Raw genomic sequence first — 18,329 nt, forward strand, 5'->3', positions numbered from 1 at the left:
TTCTATTTTGTTTACTCCATTTAGCTTGCTGCTCTGCATCTTGAAGTATCTTTATATTTCTCATGATTTCCTCTACTCTAATTTTAGCTGCCTGCTTCTTTAAAATCTCTATGTTTTCACTAGACATATCTAAAATATCATAAACATCATCACTTACCTTAACCATCAAGAGATTTCTCATATGTGTGGTCATATCTTTTATAAATACATATATATCTTTTCCACTAGAAACTATATTATTTATGCCCTTTATTGAGGTTTCTATGTTTCTATCTATTATACTATCCGAAAGCTTTATAAGGCTCTCATTAGTTACAAGACCTAACATTTCTACAACATTATCATACTCTACCCTGCCACCATTCATTGATATTGCCTGATCTAGAATGCTTAGGGCATCTCTCATTGCTCCATCAGAAATTCTTGATATTAATTTCAAACTATTATCTTCGGCAAAAACACCTTGCTCAGTAACTATTTTTCTAAGCCTATCAAATATGTCTGAACTTTTTATTCTTTTAAAATCAAACCTTTGACATCTCGACAATATAGTTATTGGCAGTTTTTGAGGATCAGTTGTTGCTAATATGAATATTATGTTACTCGGTGGCTCCTCAAGTGTCTTTAAAAAAGCATTAACTGCCCCTATTGATAACATATGAACCTCATCTATAATGTAGACCTTATACTTAGCTTCTTGTGGTGGATACTGAACATCTTCAATTATATCACGTATATTATCTACCCCATTATGTGATGCCGCATCAAGTTCTGTAACATCTATTGCTGTTCCTGCATTTATTTTTTTACACATTTCACATTCATTGCAAGGTTCACCATTATCCGAATTTAAACAATTGACCGCTTTGGCTAATATCTTAGCTGTTGAAGTTTTTCCAGTCCCTCTTGTACCACATAAAAGATATGCATGAGCTATTCGCTCACTGTTTATTTGATTTTTTAGAGTTATAGTGACATGTTCTTGGCCTACTACATCTCCAAAAGTTCTTGGTCTCCACTCTCTATATAAAGCCATATATGCCACAAATATCACCTCTTTTAAATAATAGTATTTATTTTGTTTTAAATACTTATTAATTTGAAATCTTATTTTAGAATAATTAAACTCACATATTTACCTAATTATATCATTAATACTGTTTTAATTCATAAGTAAAAAAAAGATACCTTTAAAGGTATCTTATAATTCTTATGTAGACCGTACACCTCGCTTCGATAAATAAACTATGCGCGATACCTATACAGTTAGCTCAAACCAGGTTGATCCACGGCACATGAAAGTGTTCACTTACCGCTGCTTCCTTCCGAATCTCACGGGGTTCATGAATTTTCATTGCGTGGGGCCCAGTTCTCAACACCACTTATACAAGTCAGACCACACATTTTATAACCTAAGCGAGGAATTCACCCCTGCTGTAGCGGATTGCAGGCTGAGGGCACCGCTAACTCCCCGGCTAGTACGGAAATATAAACTGGCGGAAAAAGAGGGATTCGAACCCTCGGTAGGGTTTCCCCTACACACGCTTTCCAGGCATGCTCCTTAAACCACTCGGACATCTCTCCACAGAGTACTTTAATTTTGTATACACATAAGTAGTGCAACATAAATGATTATACTATTAAAAAATAGTAATTTCAATAGTTATTGCTTAAAATATTATTAAGAATTTATAAATCTTTAATATCACAATATATAATGTTTCTCAATCTGCTTATATACATCTAGTATTGGTTGTTTTCGTTATAATAATTAATAATAGTGTGAATTACTTTTTCTATAGTTTATTACAATAAACATAATCCACAGAGCAATACCTGCTAAACTTATTAGCTGAGCCACTCTTATGCTACCTATCATTAAACTATCAGTTCTTAATCCTTCAATAAAAAATCTTCCTAAAGAGTATAATCCTATATAAGTAAAAAAGACTGTTCCATGCTTTAATGCTTTTGTTAACAAACAAACTAATAATAAACATACCGCTACATTCCATATAGATTCATAAAGAAAAGTTGGGTGATAATATACTCCATCTATTAACATACCCCTTTGTATGAAATTTGGAAATATGCTTATAAACCCCTTGGTAACCGGCCCACCATGAGCTTCACTATTAAAGAAATTTCCCCATCTTCCTATAGCTTGTGCAATAATTATAGATGGTGCTGCCACATCAACGAATTTTAACAAACTCTCTTTTTTATGTCTTGTATATATATATGCTGCTAACATCCCAAATATAATTCCTCCATGGATAGCGAGCCCACCTTGGCGTATATTAAAGACTTCTATTAAGTTATCCTTATATAGACTAAATTCAAAAACAACATAATAAGCTCTAGCTCCAATAATAGCTATAGGAAAAGATATTAATATAATATTTAAAAACTCATCATAATCAAGGCCTTTTAACCTAGAAGTAAAATTAGCTAATGTAATTCCAACCATTAACCCTGTAGCAATAAAAATACCATACCATCTAATAGTAAGTCCAAATATATTAAAAGCTATTGGATCCATAATCAATTTCTCCTTTGTCTTACAGTTATAATAATTTTTTATAAAAAATATATAATGTATAATATATAATTAAAACTCAAATATAAATCAAATCTGCTTATCTATAATTAGTCTTATCACAATTGTCTCTGACTATGATAAAAAAGTAAAGATAAATATACATAAATACTTTTTCTCATTAATTATGGATTAAATTCTAGTACATTTCATTCTTCTTTCAAAAATAAGTAAAATTCACCCCTAAAAGCAAACATAATCGTCTACTCACTTAGGAGTGAATTTAACTTTATAACTTTATAACTTAATATTTTTTATTTTTACATTATTTGCTAATGCCATTAATAGCATTAATTTTATTTTTAACAACAACATCCTTCTTTAAAATCGAAATCATAATACCAGTTACTATTGAACCCACTAGTATTGCAATTATATATCCAACTAAATTAGTAACTGCATGAGGTATAAATAAGAGAAATATACCACCATGTGGAGCTATTATAGCCGACTTAAATATCATAGATAATGCCCCCGCAACCGCAGCACCTACCATTGTTGAAGGTATTATTTTAAGTGGATCTGCTACAGCAAATGGTATTGCACCTTCTGTTATAAACGAAGCCCCTAATGCCCAAGCAGCTTTTCCTGATTCTCTTTCTTCTTCTGTAAATTTCTTTTTTGCTATTACTGTTGCAAGTGCAATTCCTAGTGGAGGAGTCATTCCTGCCGCCATTACTGCTGCCATTATCATAGAAGCGTGTCCTGCTACCAAAGTAGATACTCCAAAAGTATATGCTGCTTTATTAAATGGTCCACCCATATCAAAAGCCATCATTAAACCAATAATAATTCCAAGTAGTCCTGCATTTGCTCCACTTAAATTAGTTAAGTATTTTGACATTGCCATAGTTAAAGCACTTACGGGTTTTCCAATAACATATATCATTACAAGTCCTACTACTAATGTAGATAAAACTGGCAATATTATAACTGGCATTAACCCTTGTAATGATTTTGGTAATTTTATTATTTTCTTTAAGAAAACCACAGTGTAACCAGCTATGAAACCCGCTGCCATAGCACCTAGAAATGCAGCACCTACCGTTGCCGCTAGCATACCGCCAACCATACCCGGTACAAGACCTGGTCTATCCGCTATAGAAAATGCTATATACCCTGCAAGTACTGGATACATAAGTGCCATAGCATTACCGCCACCAATATTCTTTAATGCTTCTGCTATAGATCCCGGAACTTTAAATGCATATATTCCAAAAGCAAAAGAAAGTGCAATTAAAATACCACCAGCTGCTACAAACGGAATCATATAAGAAACCCCTGTCATAAGGTGCTTATAAATACCCTTTCTTTCAACCTTTTCTTCTTTAATATCTTTAGATTTTTCTGAGACATCTTTATTTTCAACTTTCATATCTATTGCCTTTTGAATAAGTCCTTTTGCATCTTTAATTGCATCTTTTACTCCAACTTCAAGTATAGTTTTTCCTGCAAAACGTTCCTTTGAAACATTAGTGTCAGCTGCAATTATTACAACTCTTGCTTCTCTAATCTCAGACTCTGTCAATTGATTTTCTGCTCCTACAGAACCCTGAGTTTCTACTTTAATTTCAATACCCATTTCTTCTCCGGCCATCGAAAGAGCCTCAGCTGCCATATAAGTATGTGCTATGCCTGTTGGACATGAAGTTATTGCAACAAATTTCATAAATATTCCCCCTATTAATTTAATTTAAATTTTTTAAATCATTGTAAGATTTATAGATAACATATAATGTCTATTTTTCTAATAAAGTGATTACTTCTTCAGGGCTAGTTGCTTTCATTAAGCTTTCTCTTAAATCTTTATGCATTAACTTTCTAGAGAGCTGGCTTAATATTTTTAAATGCTCATCACTTGATTCTTCAGGTACAGCTATTAAAAAGAATATATGAGCTAATTCATCATCCATAGATTGATAATCAATTCCATCAACGCTTCGCCCAAACACTAAAGCTGCCTCTTTAACTCCACTGCTTTTTCCGTGGGGAATAGCTATTCCCATACCAATACCTGTTGAAAATTCCTTTTCTCTATCTGATACAGCCTTCATATATTTATCCTTATCTAGTAACTTGCCATTCTCATCTAACATTGTTGACATTTCTATAATTACATCCTTTTTCGTTTTACTAGTAAGCTCAAGTTTAATTAGATTAACATTTAATAATTCAGTTATATTCATTAATAATCATCCTTTCTTATAAGTATTTTATAGTTACTTCTTTTTTTAGCTCTTCTATATCAATTAACCTTCCCGTCTGAGTCCCCTCAGTCATTACATTAGCAGCACTGGTTGCACAAGCAAGTTTCATAGTTTCTTCAAAACTATAGTTATTTTCAATTCCTACAGCCATTGCTGCAACCATTGAATCTCCAGCCCCAACCGTGCTTTTAACTTCTACTTTTAGGCCAACTACCTTTGCAATTTTATCTTGACTTATAACTAATGACCCCTCTGATCCCTGCGAAATTACTACAAATTTAACTCCATACTTTAATATTTTTTTAGCAGTTTCAATAATTTCCTCTTCACTATCAATGCTAATTCCAAACGCCTTTTCAAGTTCACAAACATTGGGTTTTACTATATAAGGACCAGCCTTAATTCCCTGCATTAGCATATCACCATCTGCATCTAATATAACTCTGCCACCCTTGCTTTTTATATCATTAATTATTTCACCATATATGTTACTACTCACTCCACTTGGCACACTGCCAGATAGGATTACTAAGGATTTTTCACTACAATACTCAATAATTTTTCGTTTTATATTGGCAATGTTGTCTATTGTTACACTAGGTCCATTCTCATTTATATCTGTATGTGTATTATTAACTTTATCAAATATCTTTATATTAGTTCTAGTTTCTCCGTTTACAGATAAAAAATCATTGTCAATGTTTGAATCATTCAAATATTCTTTTATTTGATTTCCACTATTTCCACCCACAAAACCTAGCGCTAAGCTTTTATGCTTTAATACCTTAATAACCTTAGATACATTAATTCCCTTTCCTCCAACATCAACTCTTGTGGATGTAATTCTATTAACATTACCAATTTTAAAATTATCTATTTCAATAGTTTTGTCTATCGCTGGATTTAATGTCACTGTTATTATCATTTGCTCACCCCCATAATTATTTTGCTTTGATAATTTTTATACCTTGTTCTTCAAACTCTTCAAATATGACATTATCTATTTGATTATCTGTAATTATAATATCAACACTATCTAAATTTACTATTTTAGCAAAGTAGACAGTTCCGAATTTAGTATGGTCACATACTACTATAGTTTGCTCTGCAATTTTTATCATCTCTCGTTTTGTATTAGCTTCAATAATATTGGGTGTAGTTAAACCATTAATGCTACACAGCCCATTAGTTCCTATAAATGCCTTATTAACCCTAAAATTTTTAAGTGCATTATCCGCTACTGGTCCTACCATTGCTCTTATCTCCCACCTAAGTGTACCCCCAGTAATAATAACTTCGACTTCTCTTTTTTTAGCAAGCTCATAAGCTACATCCACAGAATTTGTTAAAACAGTTATATTTTTAGCTGTTATTTGCCTCGCAATGCTAATAGTTGTTGTGCCTGCATCTAATGCTATTGTGTCACCATCTTCTATAATTGATGCTGCATATTTTCCAATAGATTCTTTTTCATCATAAAACTTATCTATTTTCTCCGAAAAAGTAGGTTCAAATTTAGTATTAACATTTAGTACCGCGCCTCCATGAACTCTTTTAATCATTTGATCCTCTTCTAACTCTTGAAGATCACGTCTAATAGTAACTTCTGAGACTTCATATTGCTGAGATAAATCGCACACCTTTACTTTTCCATATTTATTTAAACTACTTAATATTTTTGATTTTCTTTCTTCAGGAAACATATAATTTATTCTTCCTTTAATTTTATTTGTTTTATTTTATTTTAATATTTTATGTTCGTTTATAATTTTTTTCACTTCGTTTACTTTCACTTGTGTTCATTTTAATATATTATGATAACGTTGTCAATACAAAAACATTATTATTTTTACTTTATTTCAAAAAAATAAAAACGAAGCATATTAGCTTCGTTTTTATTATATCAACACCTATTAAAATATATACTTTATGATTACAATTATTTTAGTTTTCTTTTTCTAATTCTTCTTTTAATATATTCTCTATCATCGGTGTACATCTATGACCTCTACATCCACCTGAACCTGCTCCTGTTACCTTTTGAACATCCTCTAATGTTTTTGCACCATTTTTTATAGCCTTTTTTATTGTAGCCTTTGATATAACTTTACATAAACATATTTTTGTAAGTTTATCAAGTACGTTCTTATTTATATTGTTTTCCATAATTATTTCTCCTTTAGATTATCTTTTATCTTTAAAAAAATCAGTTAATAAATTACCACATTCCTCATTATATAACCAATTTATTTCTGTCCAATGATTTAGATCATCATTTTGAATAACGTTAATAACAGAACCACAAGCTCCTACACTAGGATCAAACATACCTATATATAGTTTACTTATCCTAGACTGTAATATAGCACCTGCACACATTGGGCATGGTTCTAAAGTTACATACATATCACATCCTGTTAATCTCCAACTACTTAAAACTGCGCAAGCTTTTTTTATAGCCAAAACTTCTGCATGGGCAGTGGCATCCTGCATTATTTCCCTTAGGTTATGTGATCTAGCAATTATTTTATTATCTTTTACTATGACTGCACCCACAGGAACTTCATTCAATAATAGTGATATCTTTGCTTCTTTTAATGCTTCATGAATAAAATATTCTTTCATGTAAACCCCTTATTTATAAATAGTTATTTCTAAATGATTTTTATTTCTTATAGTATACTTCTCAAATAGCATATTTTCAATACAATTATATTTATATGCTTTATTAACCATATAAAACCAATAATTCCAATTTTAAAATTAAAATAATCCATAAATAAAAAACTAGCAAAGTATTCCTTTACTAGTTTTTTGGTGCACACAAGAGGAGTCGAACCTCCGGCCTTCCCCTTAGGAGGGGGACGCTCTATCCAACTGAGCTATGGGTGCATATTTTATTTCTACTTAAATATAATATTACACTTTTATAAATATGTCAACCTACCTGTAGTTTAAAATATAAATTCATAAAATATTTATGCACATATTACGCTGTTTAGCTATTATTAGAATTTTATTTCACTTAATAGTATATAATGTATTATATATACTATTAAGTGGAGGTGTTTTAATTGAATAATGATATAAAGAATTTTTTTCTCGCTGGACTAGGTTCTGCAGCATACACTTTTGAAAAGGCAACGACTTTAATAGATGATTTCGTACAAAAGGGTAGACTTACCCTTGATGAGGGTAAGTGTTTATCTGAAGAACTAAAACGAACTATAAAAGAAAAAAAAGAAGATGAAAGCACTTCAATAAAAGATAAAACTGCTTTAACAAAAGCAGACATGATTTTACTTCTAAAAGATATGAATTTTGCAACTAAAGAAGATATTGAAAATGTAAATAAAAGATTGACAAATTTAGAAATAAGTCACTCATAACTCTCCAAGTTCAACCCTGATAAGAGTCCTAATTTTATATAGGGCTTTTATTTACAATTACATATCTAAAAAAGAATTACTTTTAAATCAATGTTACATATTGTTACAATTAAAACTTCACTAGGAATACAATTTACCTTCTGAAGTCATTAATATTAATAACCCTATAGCTATAAACAGCTGTAAAGGTGATAATTTAAGTGAGGTATAAAATGAGACGAAGTTCTGTTAATCGATTCAAAAAAATTGTTAAAGTTCTTGGTTCTTATGGCTTTGGATACATTGTAGACTCTAAGTTTAATAAACAAAATAAACTCCCTGAAAATTTGAGAAAAGCCTTTGAAGAACTTGGCCCTACTTTTATAAAAATCGGACAAATATTAAGTACGAGAGCCGATTTATTACCACCTGATTATATATTAGAATTATCAAAGCTCCAAGATAGTGCACCTGCGGAAAGTATTGAAACTATTAAGAAAGTATTTTTCGATCAATTTTCGCTATCAACTACTGAGTGTTTTAAATCTTTTGACGAAAAACCCTTAGCCTCTGCATCTATTTCTCAAGTACATAAAGCCACTTTAAAAGATGGTCGCAAAGTTGTAGTAAAGGTTCAACGACCTGATATCGCTGAAAAAATGAAAACAGATATTTCAATATTAATTCGCATAGTAAAGTTTGCTAAAACAAAATTTGCTGATGCACTAATAGACCCAGAAGAAGCGCTCCATGAAATACTTTTAACCACTGAACTTGAACTTGATTTTAATAATGAAATTGAAAATATGGATAAATTTAAAAATTTTAATAAAGATATAACATTTTTATATGTTCCGTATGTTATTCAAGATTTATCAGGTACTAGAGTTATAACAATGGAAAGAATTTATGGTTTTAAAGTTGATGATATGAAAAACCTTCTAATAGGCCATTATGATGTTAATGATTTAGGTAAAAAATTGGCGTTATCTTACCTAAAACAAATCCTACAAGATGGTTTTTTTCATGGCGATCCACATCCTGGAAATATATTTATATGTGAAGGCAAAATTTGTTTTATTGACTTCGGAATTATGGGTAATCTTTCAAATTCCTTGAAATCATCCTTAAATGATATGATATCAGCGATTGCCCTTAACGACATAAATAAAATGATTTCCGCTCTTTTAACTGTAGGAATAAGAAAAGGTTATGTTGATAGAAATAAACTCTATGAAGATTTAGATTATCTCATCATAAATTACCTCTCAACCTCTTTAAGTAATATTCAAATTTCCGTTATGCTTTCAGAAGTTTTTGATATAGCTAGGCAAAACAACATACGTCTACCTCGTGATTTTACACTTTTAATAAGATCACTTGTAATTTTAGAAGGTGTAATCACAAGCATCGCACCTGATATAAAAATAATAGATATAGCTATCCCTTATGTAAAAGCTAATAATAAATTTTCTATATTAGAACATTTAAATTTTAACACTTTACTTGTGCACTCATATTCGTTTATGAAAGACTCATTTAGACTTCCATCAAAAATCATAGAATTATCTGATAGCTTGCTAAGTGGAAGGGCCAAACTTCAACTTGAACATAAAAATTTGAGTACCCCTATAAGTGAGTTAAATAAAGGTATAAATAGGTTAGTTTCTGCTCTTATTATATCTTCTACTATTATAGGATCTTCTACAGTTTTAAATTCTAATATTGGTCCTAAAATATATAATGTTACAATTATTGGTATAACTGGTTTTTTAACTGCAGCCTTCATGGGCTTTTGGTTATTGATTTCTATAATAAAATCCGGAAAATTATAATAACAAAATATAATCCTATTAAAATAGAGGTGTTTTTATGATCAAATATTACAATCGAAAAGAAAACAAATATGAGACTGAAAAGGTAGCTGGCGAAAAATATTTGAATTGGTCTTATTCCTCTTCTTCCGGTAAAGGACTAGTTGAATTGTTACTTAAGAGGAAAATTTTTTCTAAATTGTATGGTTGTTACTGTGATACAAAAGTAAGTACAAAAAAAATTAAAAAATTTATAAAAGATTTTGATATCGATATGTCTACATATGCCAAGAGTTATAATGAATACTCATCTTTTAATGAGTTTTTTATAAGGACATTAAAACCAGGTGCCAGAATAATCGATAAAAATGATAGTATTTTGATCTCTCCTTGCGATGGGAAAATATCTGCTTATGAAAATATTGACTTAAATAAAATAGTTCAAATTAAAGGCTTTACATATTCTCTTAAAGAATTACTACAAAATAATAAAATATACAATTTATACAATGAAGGTACTTGCTTAATTTTTAGATTATGTCCAACTGATTATCATAGATTTCATTTTATTGACAGCGGAGTATGCGGTGATACAACTAAAATAAAAGGTCATTATTATTCTGTAAATCCAGTTGCTCTAGAAAATATAAAAAAATTGTTTTGTCAAAATAAAAGAGAATGGAGTATATTTCACTCAGATAATTTTGGTGATACTATTTATATGGAAGTCGGTGCAACATGTGTAGGAACAATTATTCAAAGTTACACACCTAACTCCAAAGTTACAAAAGGCGCTGAAAAAGGGTATTTTAAGTTTGGTGGTTCTACTGTAATTATACTACTTAAAAAAAATGCTGTGAAAATTGATGAAGATATTCTAAATCATTCAAGTCTAGGATTTGAAACCTCTGTGCTAATGGGCGAAGAAATAGGACTGAAATAATATTTCAGTCCTATTTCTAAGTTTATTATATTTTAAATTTTGATGTTATATTTCTTAATTTTTGTACACTGATTTTATTTCCACTTGCTGTATTCTTTATTTCACCCATCTTACTTACAATATCAATACTTTTATCGGATATACTAAGTATACCTTCTGCACCCTCATTAACGGTCCCAGCTACTTGATCTATTGCAACTGCAATTCCATTTATTGATATATTTAAATGTTGCGCCGTTTCATCAAATTCTTTCATGAATTTATTAAAGTTTTTAGCGTCCTCTATATATTCTTTACCTGTTCCCATAATAATTTCATAATTTAAAGAGACCTCTTCATCCATAAAATCTAACATTTTAATAGCACTGCTAGATAGATTTTTTACAGAATCATTTACAACTTTAACTACATTTTGAATACTAGCAGCTGTTGCTCCAGATTGCTCAGCGAGCTTTCTAACTTCATCTGCCACTACTGCAAAACCTCTTCCTGCTTCTCCCGCCCTAGCTGCTTCAATTGCTGCATTTAGAGCTAATAAATTAGTTTGGCTAGTTATATGAAGTATTGAAGTTGCAAGTCCGTGTATCTCCTCAACTGATTTTGAACTATCTATTGCAGATTCTAACTCTTTTTTTATTTTGCCATAAATCTTGTCAGTTTCCTCTTTAGATCCGGTTGTACCTGTAGTAATTCCTGTTGCCTTTTGAACAATATTTTGAGCTAAACTAGTTCCTTCTGATGCCTTCTTAGCTATCACACTTACCATATTCTTCATTTCTCCTGAAGACGCAGAAATTTCCTGGGATGTAGCAGCTGTCTCTTCCATGCCAGCTGATAATGTCTCCGTTTCACTAGAACTTTCTTCAGCTTTAGCTTTCAATATATTCGTAAGGTCTTCAACCGTATGTTCATTACTACTTATATTTTCAGATGCTTCAATTAAATCCTTTACAAGATCTTTTAGGGTCTTTCTCATATTAACTATAGATCTAGCTATATTACCAAACTCATCATTAGTTCTAATTAAACTTTCTAAATGTTCGTCATCACTTAAATCCAATTTAGATGTTTTATCAATTAATAATGTTACCTTAGTTAAAGGCTTTACTAATACCCTTGATATAAGTATACCTATAACTATAGAAATTATAATTACAATTATTGATATTGTATAAACTCCCTGTGCCAATTGTTCCACGGCTTGCCTTATTTGACTTTGATTAGATATTATTTGTGATGACTTTATATATGTAAAAATAGAAATTGTCACCATAGATATAGCTATTAATATTCCGAAAAATAAAGGTATTTTAATCTTAATAGACATACCCATTTTCTCATTTTCACCTTCATGTTTCTTTACAAAATTACGCAATTTAAAACTCATAAAGTCCCCTCCTATTTGTGTTTAGCAGTAGTTTGCTGTGTTTCATTAGTGTAAAATTTTAACACGTTCACGTATTAACATATAATTTATATTTTGTAATATATGTTAATGTATTTGTTAAATATATACTATAATACATTTATCGGATATTAATAAGTACAACTTGAGTACTTTTTTTATTTTATATAATAAAAAATACCTTGAAGAATAGACTTTATTAAAATCGTCTACTCCTCAGGGTAAATCTTAACCTAGTGTGATTCTTTTATTTAATATATGAGTTTCTATATTATTTCTTACCTTTTTTAGATAATATTTTTAAACCTATAAGTAATCCAGCTCCAATTGTAGATGCAATCCCAGTATACATTGCTACTTTACCTGGAGTTGTTTTAATCTTAGGTGTTTTAACCGAATTATGGTAATCCTCCATCAAATTTTCATATTGTTTCTTGTTGATATTTCCTACACTTATACCCATAATTTCACAATTCATTCCTGCAAAATAATTGATTTTTTCAGTTATGTAACAATTAAATGTATGTATTTTATCTGGAGTTGAACTTCCATCATTCCATAATTCAACTCCAAATAATTCTTCATATATAAATTGATGTTGAAAAATAACTAAAGAGTAATTCCCTCTTTTTGAATGGATTACACTAGTATATCCATTTTTTGCAATTAGATTATCAATATGACCTTTATATAAAACCAAAATATTGCTAGATGAATTTTCATTCTTAATTTTATCAAATAATTCTTCACCATCAAATGAATAAAATAATTCAACCGTAGTTATATTATTCTTCACTAATGCTAATTTGATTATATCTATATATGAATCAATATATTTTATATCTTCTGGAGTTTTATTTTTGTAATCATTTATTACATTTTGAGTTTTTTTATTGAATATACCTTTAATAATTCCCATTTTTTATACCTCTCTTCTTCCGTGTAAATTTTGTTAGTCTTACTAGTTTATCATATATATTGCCCTATTTGTTTGATTAACATAACATATATTTTTAAAATTTAATAAAACAATCTACTTTTACACAAAAATTACGTGGCCAGTTAATTGGGAACGCTTTAATAGCTTCCAGACTAAAACCATTTGCTAAACTTCGTCCCACAATTGTCATAACAATATACATACCAATAACTGTAAAAAATGTCCTAAACATAATATGAGAATTTAAGCTATCTGTTTGTGAAATAAAAGCATTCACTAGTTGCCATAAAAATGCAAGTCAATGCACATATAACACACCCGTAGATTAAACCTTCTTTTGCATTTGTAGGCAAATATATCTCCATAATTTTCTCCTCGCTTTTGTTTAAATTAAAAAAATGCGTTGTATCGACGATAATATGAACGTCGGTACAACACATTAAATTTGCTTTGATTTTTAATAGTATAACATAATATTTTCATTCATGTAATACCTTAATTTTGTTCATTATATTTAGACAAATATATTTTAATTACCATAGCAGAGCTATAAGAAAAAGCTCTTCTACTAATTTCTAACTACAAACATCTTGCTTATCGTTTTCACTACCATGTGCCCTAAGAGTAGCTTCAATTTCCTCAAGAGAACGATTACGTGTTTCAAATACCTTAGAACTAACAAACCATATTGAAATAAAACAAAGGGCTCCATAACCTATGAATAAACTACCCGTCCCAAAGAAATTTAGTAATGGAGGAAATGTTAGTGATACCAACATATTAGCACCCCAATTAACTACACTACTGAATGAGTTGCCGAGTCCTCGAATGTTTAGAGGGAAAACTTCACCAATCATTACCCACATTACAGGTCCCCAAGTAGCTGAGAAAAACCCAATATATACGGTTAATGCAATAACGCAAATAATTGCAGCGGTTAATGACCCATGAGAAAACTTCATTGAAAAACTCATAATTAGTAAAGAAGTCCCCATTCCAATAGATCCATATATCAACATCTTTTTACGATCAACTTTATCCATAATCATGACAGCTACAATAGTAATAATAACATTGAAAATTCCAATTCCAATGTGAGCAAGTAAAGCCGCATGAACACCAAATCCAACCTCAGTAAAAATAGTTGGTGCATAGTAAAGAACTGTATTACAGCCCATAACCTGTTGGAAAATAGCTAGTCCAACACCAATAAGCAATGCCGGTCGAACAAATGCACCAAATAATTCTTTAATGCCGCCACTTTTCATTTCAGCTTGTTTCTTAATCTGAATAAGTTCATTATTAACAACACTTTCATTATGTTTATTCATTTGCTCTAAAACATCTCGTGCCTCAGAAAGCCTACCATCTTTAACTAAAAAACGAGGACTTTCTGGTAATACAAGACCTCCTAGGAAAAGAATCGCAGCTGGAATAGCTGCAAATCCAAGCATCCAACGCCAACCCGTATACAAATCAGAGAAACTGTAATTGGTTATGTAAGCTAATAAAATACCACTCATAACCATTAACTGGAACAAACTTGACACAGAACCACGTTTTTCTGCAGGTGATAATTCTGCTAAGTATGTTGGAATTAAGGCAGATGAAGCACCAACTGCCATACCAAGAACAATACGTGATAAAATCAATGTAGAAAGCCCTGGTGAAAATGCTGATCCAAGTGCACCAAGGAAAAAAATAATTGATGATAGTAAAATCAATTTTCTACGTCCATACTTATCAGACATTGGTCCAATAATCGCAGCCCCTAAAACCGCCCCTAATAATACAGAACTAACAACCCAACCTTGTTGCCATGAATTAAGATGCATTTGTTTTTGAATAAACAGAATTGCCCCTGAAATAACCCCAGTATCATAACCAAACAAAAGACCACCAAGTGCACCGAATACATATATTAAAGAATTGCTAATTTTTCTTTTTCCCTTCATCAAAACCATCCCCTATTTTTATTTAATTTAATTTAATTATAAATTTATTGATTTATAGGTCTGTTATTATTAAACGTTTTCATAATAAATTTAGTATACCACTATAAAAAAACTTTTTCAATGCACTTTAAAAAGTTTTAGAAAATAAAACTACTCTATTAGGTATTTATGTAAATAATAAAACGTTAGAATACCACATAAAAAAAGACCCCTAACTTACTAGGAATCTTTACTTTGTTGGCTTAGTTACGGAGTCAAACCTACCACCAAGCGGTTAATATTAACTATCTATATTAAAATGTTACTTTAGGTACTACATTAGTTCCTGATGCTGCTTTAAAAAACTCTGCTTGTTTAAATCCAAAAATACTTGCAATTATATTCTTCGGAAACGTGCTTATTTTAGTATTATAACTTCCTGCGGCATCATTATAATTTTTTCTTGCTACAGAAACTCTATTTTCTGAACCTTCTAGTTCAGTAGTTAATGCTGTAAACTGTGTATTTGCTTTTAGATCTGGATAAGCTTCTGCTACAGCCATTAATTTTCCTAGACCAGCTGTTAGGTTAGTATCTGCGTTTAACTTATCTTTAGTAGTTCCTGCACCCATCATTGTTGCTCTTGAAGTTGAAATACTTGTAAATATTTCAGTCTCATGCTTTGCATATGCTTTAACAGTACTTACTATATTAGGAATTAAATCTGCTCTTCTTTGTAATACAGTGTCAATGTTGCTTTGCTGTGTTGTTACATTAACTCTTGATGTTACCATTCCATTATATGAACCTATTATGGATGCTACTAATACTACGACTATTACACCTATTATTAGTACTATTTTATTTGATTTTGTCATTTTAACGTCCCCTTTTTTTACCTTATTTTATTTCTCTACTAATTGACTAGTCGGATGCTCCTCCACCTCCAGATGAACCACCACCGAATGAGCTCCCTTTACCTCCACCACTTTTACCTCCACCAAAAATTGAAGCTATAGATGCAATGACATATAATATCTGACCTAATCCATACAGTATTCTCCATACAGCATGTACTGCTCTATGATGTGCATCTTTAAAGTGTCTTTGTTGTAGTAATAAATAGAATAATAAAGCTAATAAATATATAAAAATAAGTATGCCTAATATAAATAATACAACTACTAAAAAGCCCATATATTCTGGCATTTTCTTTTTACCTGTTTCCAGGGTAATATTTTTATTTCCATCAACACTATTAATTATTGATCTAAATCCTTCGTAATAGCTTCCTTGTCTTAAAAGTGGGTGGACCTTTTGTAATATTGTTTTCGCTGCTAAATCTGGAATGTCACCTTCTAACCCATAACCGACTTCGAGTCGTATCTCATCTGTTGAAGTAACATAAACAAACAATAGACCTTTATTAGTTACCTTGTCTCCTATACCCCACGAGTTAAACATTTTGTTAGAATACTCTTCTAAAGTATAGTCACTCGGTAAACTCGTAATAGTTACAATCTCTAACTGAACGCCTTTTTTCTTATATAGTGCTTCACAACTAGCTAATAAATTTTGCCTATCTGGAGTTGTTATGATATCTGCATAATCTTGCATAAATATATCAATAGTAGGTGCAGATGGTACATCAGTGAATAGTTGCACATCATTACTATTAATAGGTTTTGGCACTGTTACAGCAAAAACTGCTGAATGCAATGCTAATGTTAACAGCAACACTGAGCACAATATTTTAAATGATTTGCTTAGTTTCATTCTTTTTCCTCCATATTAAATATACATTCAATTTAGGTGTTGTATACCATTTATTGTTTTTCCATAAAATATACAAATGCTCTATTACAGCTCCAATAATTATATTATTATTAAATAATTAAAAATTGGTAATTTCAATTAGTTCTATCTCAACTAAAGTTTTGCAAACATCAGAATCTCTAATTAAAATTAAAACTATAAAATAAATGTAAATACAATTAAATCTACTATAACACAAATTTAATTTTTAAGTAAAACTATAAATTAGTATGAGATCAATATTTAATAGGTAAAATTTATTTATATTTCATAATTTATTAAACTTAAATAAACTTATTTCTTTACATAATTTACAAATTTCATATAAATTATTTTTTAATCACGACATATTATTACAAATTAATTACATTTTTAGAAGTATAATGTAATTATGGAGATGACGAGTTGAAAATATTAATGGGTAAACTAAACATAGAAAAGAATATACTTAATAAAATGATAGAAAATAATGATGGGATTCTTTCAAATAATTTTATATTAGAACAAAGTAGAATAGTGGACAAGCTTATATTAGCTTATAGAAATAAAAAAACTAATTGTAAATTTAAGTTTTTTTCCCGTTATTTAGGTACGAATAAAATTATTGAATGGAAAATATAAAAAAATCTTAGCGTAATTGCTAGGATTTTTTTATGTATGTATATAATGTTGTTCTGCTTGTCCACTATATACGATAAGAAGTTTATAAGCATATTGTTTATTATATAGTATAGTTTGTTGTCTGCTCTACTTAATAAAGGTGTATTACGTTTTATTATATTTATACCTCTTGCAAAGAAGTATCGTAGCTATAAACACCAATTCAATGTTTCTCATGTTATACAAAAAAGTGATAGGCACCTCAAACCTTTGAGGTGCCTACATTCGTCTTGGTGCGTCGGACAGGAGTCGAACCTGCGACCAACTGGTTCGTAGCCAGCTACTCTATCCAACTGAGCTACCAACGCATAAACTTCATTATTATATTACCATATTATATGATGAGAGTAAAGTTTTTTCACAAATTATTATTCATAAAGTCTACTATTAGAGTTTCTCTAACTATTATAGCTCTATAAATTCCATATGAAAAACAAGCTTTTATTTTCTTCACTTTGACGATAAAACAATAACTTTTATAGCATCTTGTCCATATCCTCTATTCCTTTTTCATTTATAATGCTAAAATATTTATTATCAATGTTACAAATTTATTAAAGTTGTTTAATATATCCATATAATAAAATAAAAGGGGCTGTCTCAAAATGGTTAAAAAATCATTTGAAGAGATAGCCTCTTTTCCT

Annotated in this window: 18 protein-coding genes, 3 tRNA genes and 1 other RNA gene; 4 read left to right on the forward strand and 18 right to left on the reverse strand. The window is 30.1% G+C overall.

The features are described 5' to 3' along the window. The 11 genes from dnaX to Q0649_RS17570 all read right to left on the reverse strand — a co-directional run. Positions 1-1,045: DNA polymerase III subunit gamma/tau (gene dnaX / locus Q0649_RS17520; RefSeq protein ID WP_298845037.1), on the reverse strand; the 1,045-nt coding region annotated here is incomplete at its 3' end. A 174-nt stretch (positions 1,046-1,219) separates the two neighbouring features. Beyond that, positions 1,220-1,484: signal recognition particle sRNA large type (gene ffs / locus Q0649_RS17525), an RNA gene on the reverse strand. A gap of 10 nt (positions 1,485-1,494) precedes the next feature. Continuing rightward, a tRNA-Ser gene (locus Q0649_RS17530) sits at positions 1,495-1,584 on the reverse strand. Between the two features lie 187 nt (positions 1,585-1,771). After that, positions 1,772-2,542 (reverse strand): prolipoprotein diacylglyceryl transferase, encoded by a 771-nt coding sequence (lgt, locus tag Q0649_RS17535; RefSeq protein ID WP_298845039.1) that lies wholly within the window; start codon positions 2,540-2,542, stop codon positions 1,772-1,774. 322 nt (positions 2,543-2,864) lie between these two features. Further along, positions 2,865-4,268 carry a PTS fructose transporter subunit IIC gene (locus Q0649_RS17540; RefSeq protein ID WP_298845041.1) on the reverse strand — a complete coding sequence of 468 codons (1,404 nt, stop codon included), beginning with the start codon at positions 4,266-4,268 and terminating at the stop codon, positions 2,865-2,867. Between the two features lie 70 nt (positions 4,269-4,338). After that, the gene (locus Q0649_RS17545; RefSeq protein WP_298845042.1) at positions 4,339-4,785 is read right to left on the reverse strand and encodes a PTS sugar transporter subunit IIA; all 447 of its coding nucleotides are present in this window, start codon (positions 4,783-4,785) and stop codon (positions 4,339-4,341) included. 16 nt (positions 4,786-4,801) lie between these two features. After that, the gene (gene pfkB / locus Q0649_RS17550; protein WP_298845044.1) at positions 4,802-5,731 is read right to left on the reverse strand and encodes a 1-phosphofructokinase; all 930 of its coding nucleotides are present in this window, start codon (positions 5,729-5,731) and stop codon (positions 4,802-4,804) included. 16 nt (positions 5,732-5,747) lie between these two features. Further along, positions 5,748-6,509, reverse strand: coding sequence for a DeoR/GlpR family DNA-binding transcription regulator (locus Q0649_RS17555; RefSeq protein WP_298845047.1), 762 nt, complete (start codon positions 6,507-6,509; stop codon positions 5,748-5,750). A gap of 241 nt (positions 6,510-6,750) precedes the next feature. Continuing rightward, entirely contained in the window at positions 6,751-6,972 is a 222-nt protein-coding gene (locus Q0649_RS17560) for a (2Fe-2S)-binding protein (protein WP_298845049.1), read from the reverse strand. A gap of 18 nt (positions 6,973-6,990) precedes the next feature. After that, complete coding sequence (locus Q0649_RS17565; RefSeq protein ID WP_298845052.1) at positions 6,991-7,431, reverse strand: nucleoside deaminase; 441 nt, start codon at positions 7,429-7,431, stop codon at positions 6,991-6,993. Positions 7,432-7,621: 190 nt separating this feature from the next. Next, positions 7,622-7,698 (reverse strand) — tRNA-Arg (locus tag Q0649_RS17570). A 182-nt stretch (positions 7,699-7,880) separates the two neighbouring features. Here Q0649_RS17570 and Q0649_RS17575 point away from each other — a divergent pair. The 3 genes from Q0649_RS17575 (at position 7,881) to Q0649_RS17585 (ending at position 10,931) form a co-directional block, all read left to right on the forward strand. Beyond that, positions 7,881-8,195: a phasin family protein gene (locus Q0649_RS17575; RefSeq protein ID WP_298845055.1), complete on the forward strand. Its 315-nt coding sequence runs from the start codon at positions 7,881-7,883 to the stop codon at positions 8,193-8,195. 212 nt (positions 8,196-8,407) lie between these two features. Then, the gene (locus tag Q0649_RS17580; protein WP_298845080.1) at positions 8,408-10,009 is read left to right on the forward strand and encodes an AarF/ABC1/UbiB kinase family protein; all 1,602 of its coding nucleotides are present in this window, start codon (positions 8,408-8,410) and stop codon (positions 10,007-10,009) included. Between the two features lie 37 nt (positions 10,010-10,046). Continuing rightward, positions 10,047-10,931, forward strand: coding sequence for a phosphatidylserine decarboxylase (locus Q0649_RS17585; protein WP_298845058.1), 885 nt, complete (start codon positions 10,047-10,049; stop codon positions 10,929-10,931). Positions 10,932-10,956: 25 nt separating this feature from the next. Here Q0649_RS17585 and Q0649_RS17590 read toward each other — a convergent pair whose 3' ends face one another. From Q0649_RS17590 to Q0649_RS17615, 6 genes are all read right to left on the reverse strand, one after another. Continuing rightward, positions 10,957-12,318, reverse strand: coding sequence for a methyl-accepting chemotaxis protein (locus Q0649_RS17590; protein WP_298845061.1), 1,362 nt, complete (start codon positions 12,316-12,318; stop codon positions 10,957-10,959). A 289-nt stretch (positions 12,319-12,607) separates the two neighbouring features. Next, complete coding sequence (locus tag Q0649_RS17595) at positions 12,608-13,255, reverse strand: hypothetical protein (protein WP_298845064.1); 648 nt, start codon at positions 13,253-13,255, stop codon at positions 12,608-12,610. 94 nt (positions 13,256-13,349) lie between these two features. Beyond that, entirely contained in the window at positions 13,350-13,508 is a 159-nt protein-coding gene (locus Q0649_RS17600) for a hypothetical protein (protein WP_298845066.1), read from the reverse strand. A gap of 343 nt (positions 13,509-13,851) precedes the next feature. After that, complete coding sequence (locus Q0649_RS17605) at positions 13,852-15,231, reverse strand: sugar porter family MFS transporter (protein ID WP_298845069.1); 1,380 nt, start codon at positions 15,229-15,231, stop codon at positions 13,852-13,854. A gap of 293 nt (positions 15,232-15,524) precedes the next feature. Beyond that, on the reverse strand, positions 15,525-16,088 hold the full coding sequence (locus Q0649_RS17610; protein ID WP_298845072.1) for a LemA family protein: 564 nt from the start codon (positions 16,086-16,088) through the stop codon (positions 15,525-15,527). 46 nt (positions 16,089-16,134) lie between these two features. Continuing rightward, entirely contained in the window at positions 16,135-16,986 is an 852-nt protein-coding gene (locus Q0649_RS17615) for a YgcG family protein (protein WP_298845075.1), read from the reverse strand. A 444-nt stretch (positions 16,987-17,430) separates the two neighbouring features. On the opposite strand from Q0649_RS17615, the gene Q0649_RS17620 reads away from it, so the two are divergent. Further along, complete coding sequence (locus tag Q0649_RS17620) at positions 17,431-17,646, forward strand: hypothetical protein (RefSeq protein ID WP_298845078.1); 216 nt, start codon at positions 17,431-17,433, stop codon at positions 17,644-17,646. A 270-nt stretch (positions 17,647-17,916) separates the two neighbouring features. Here Q0649_RS17620 and Q0649_RS17625 read toward each other — a convergent pair. After that, a tRNA-Arg gene (locus Q0649_RS17625) sits at positions 17,917-17,993 on the reverse strand. Positions 17,994-18,329: the final 336 nt, after the last annotated feature.

Source organism: uncultured Clostridium sp. (genome assembly GCF_937920395.1).
GTDB lineage: Bacteria > Bacillota > Clostridia > Clostridiales > Clostridiaceae > Clostridium_AD.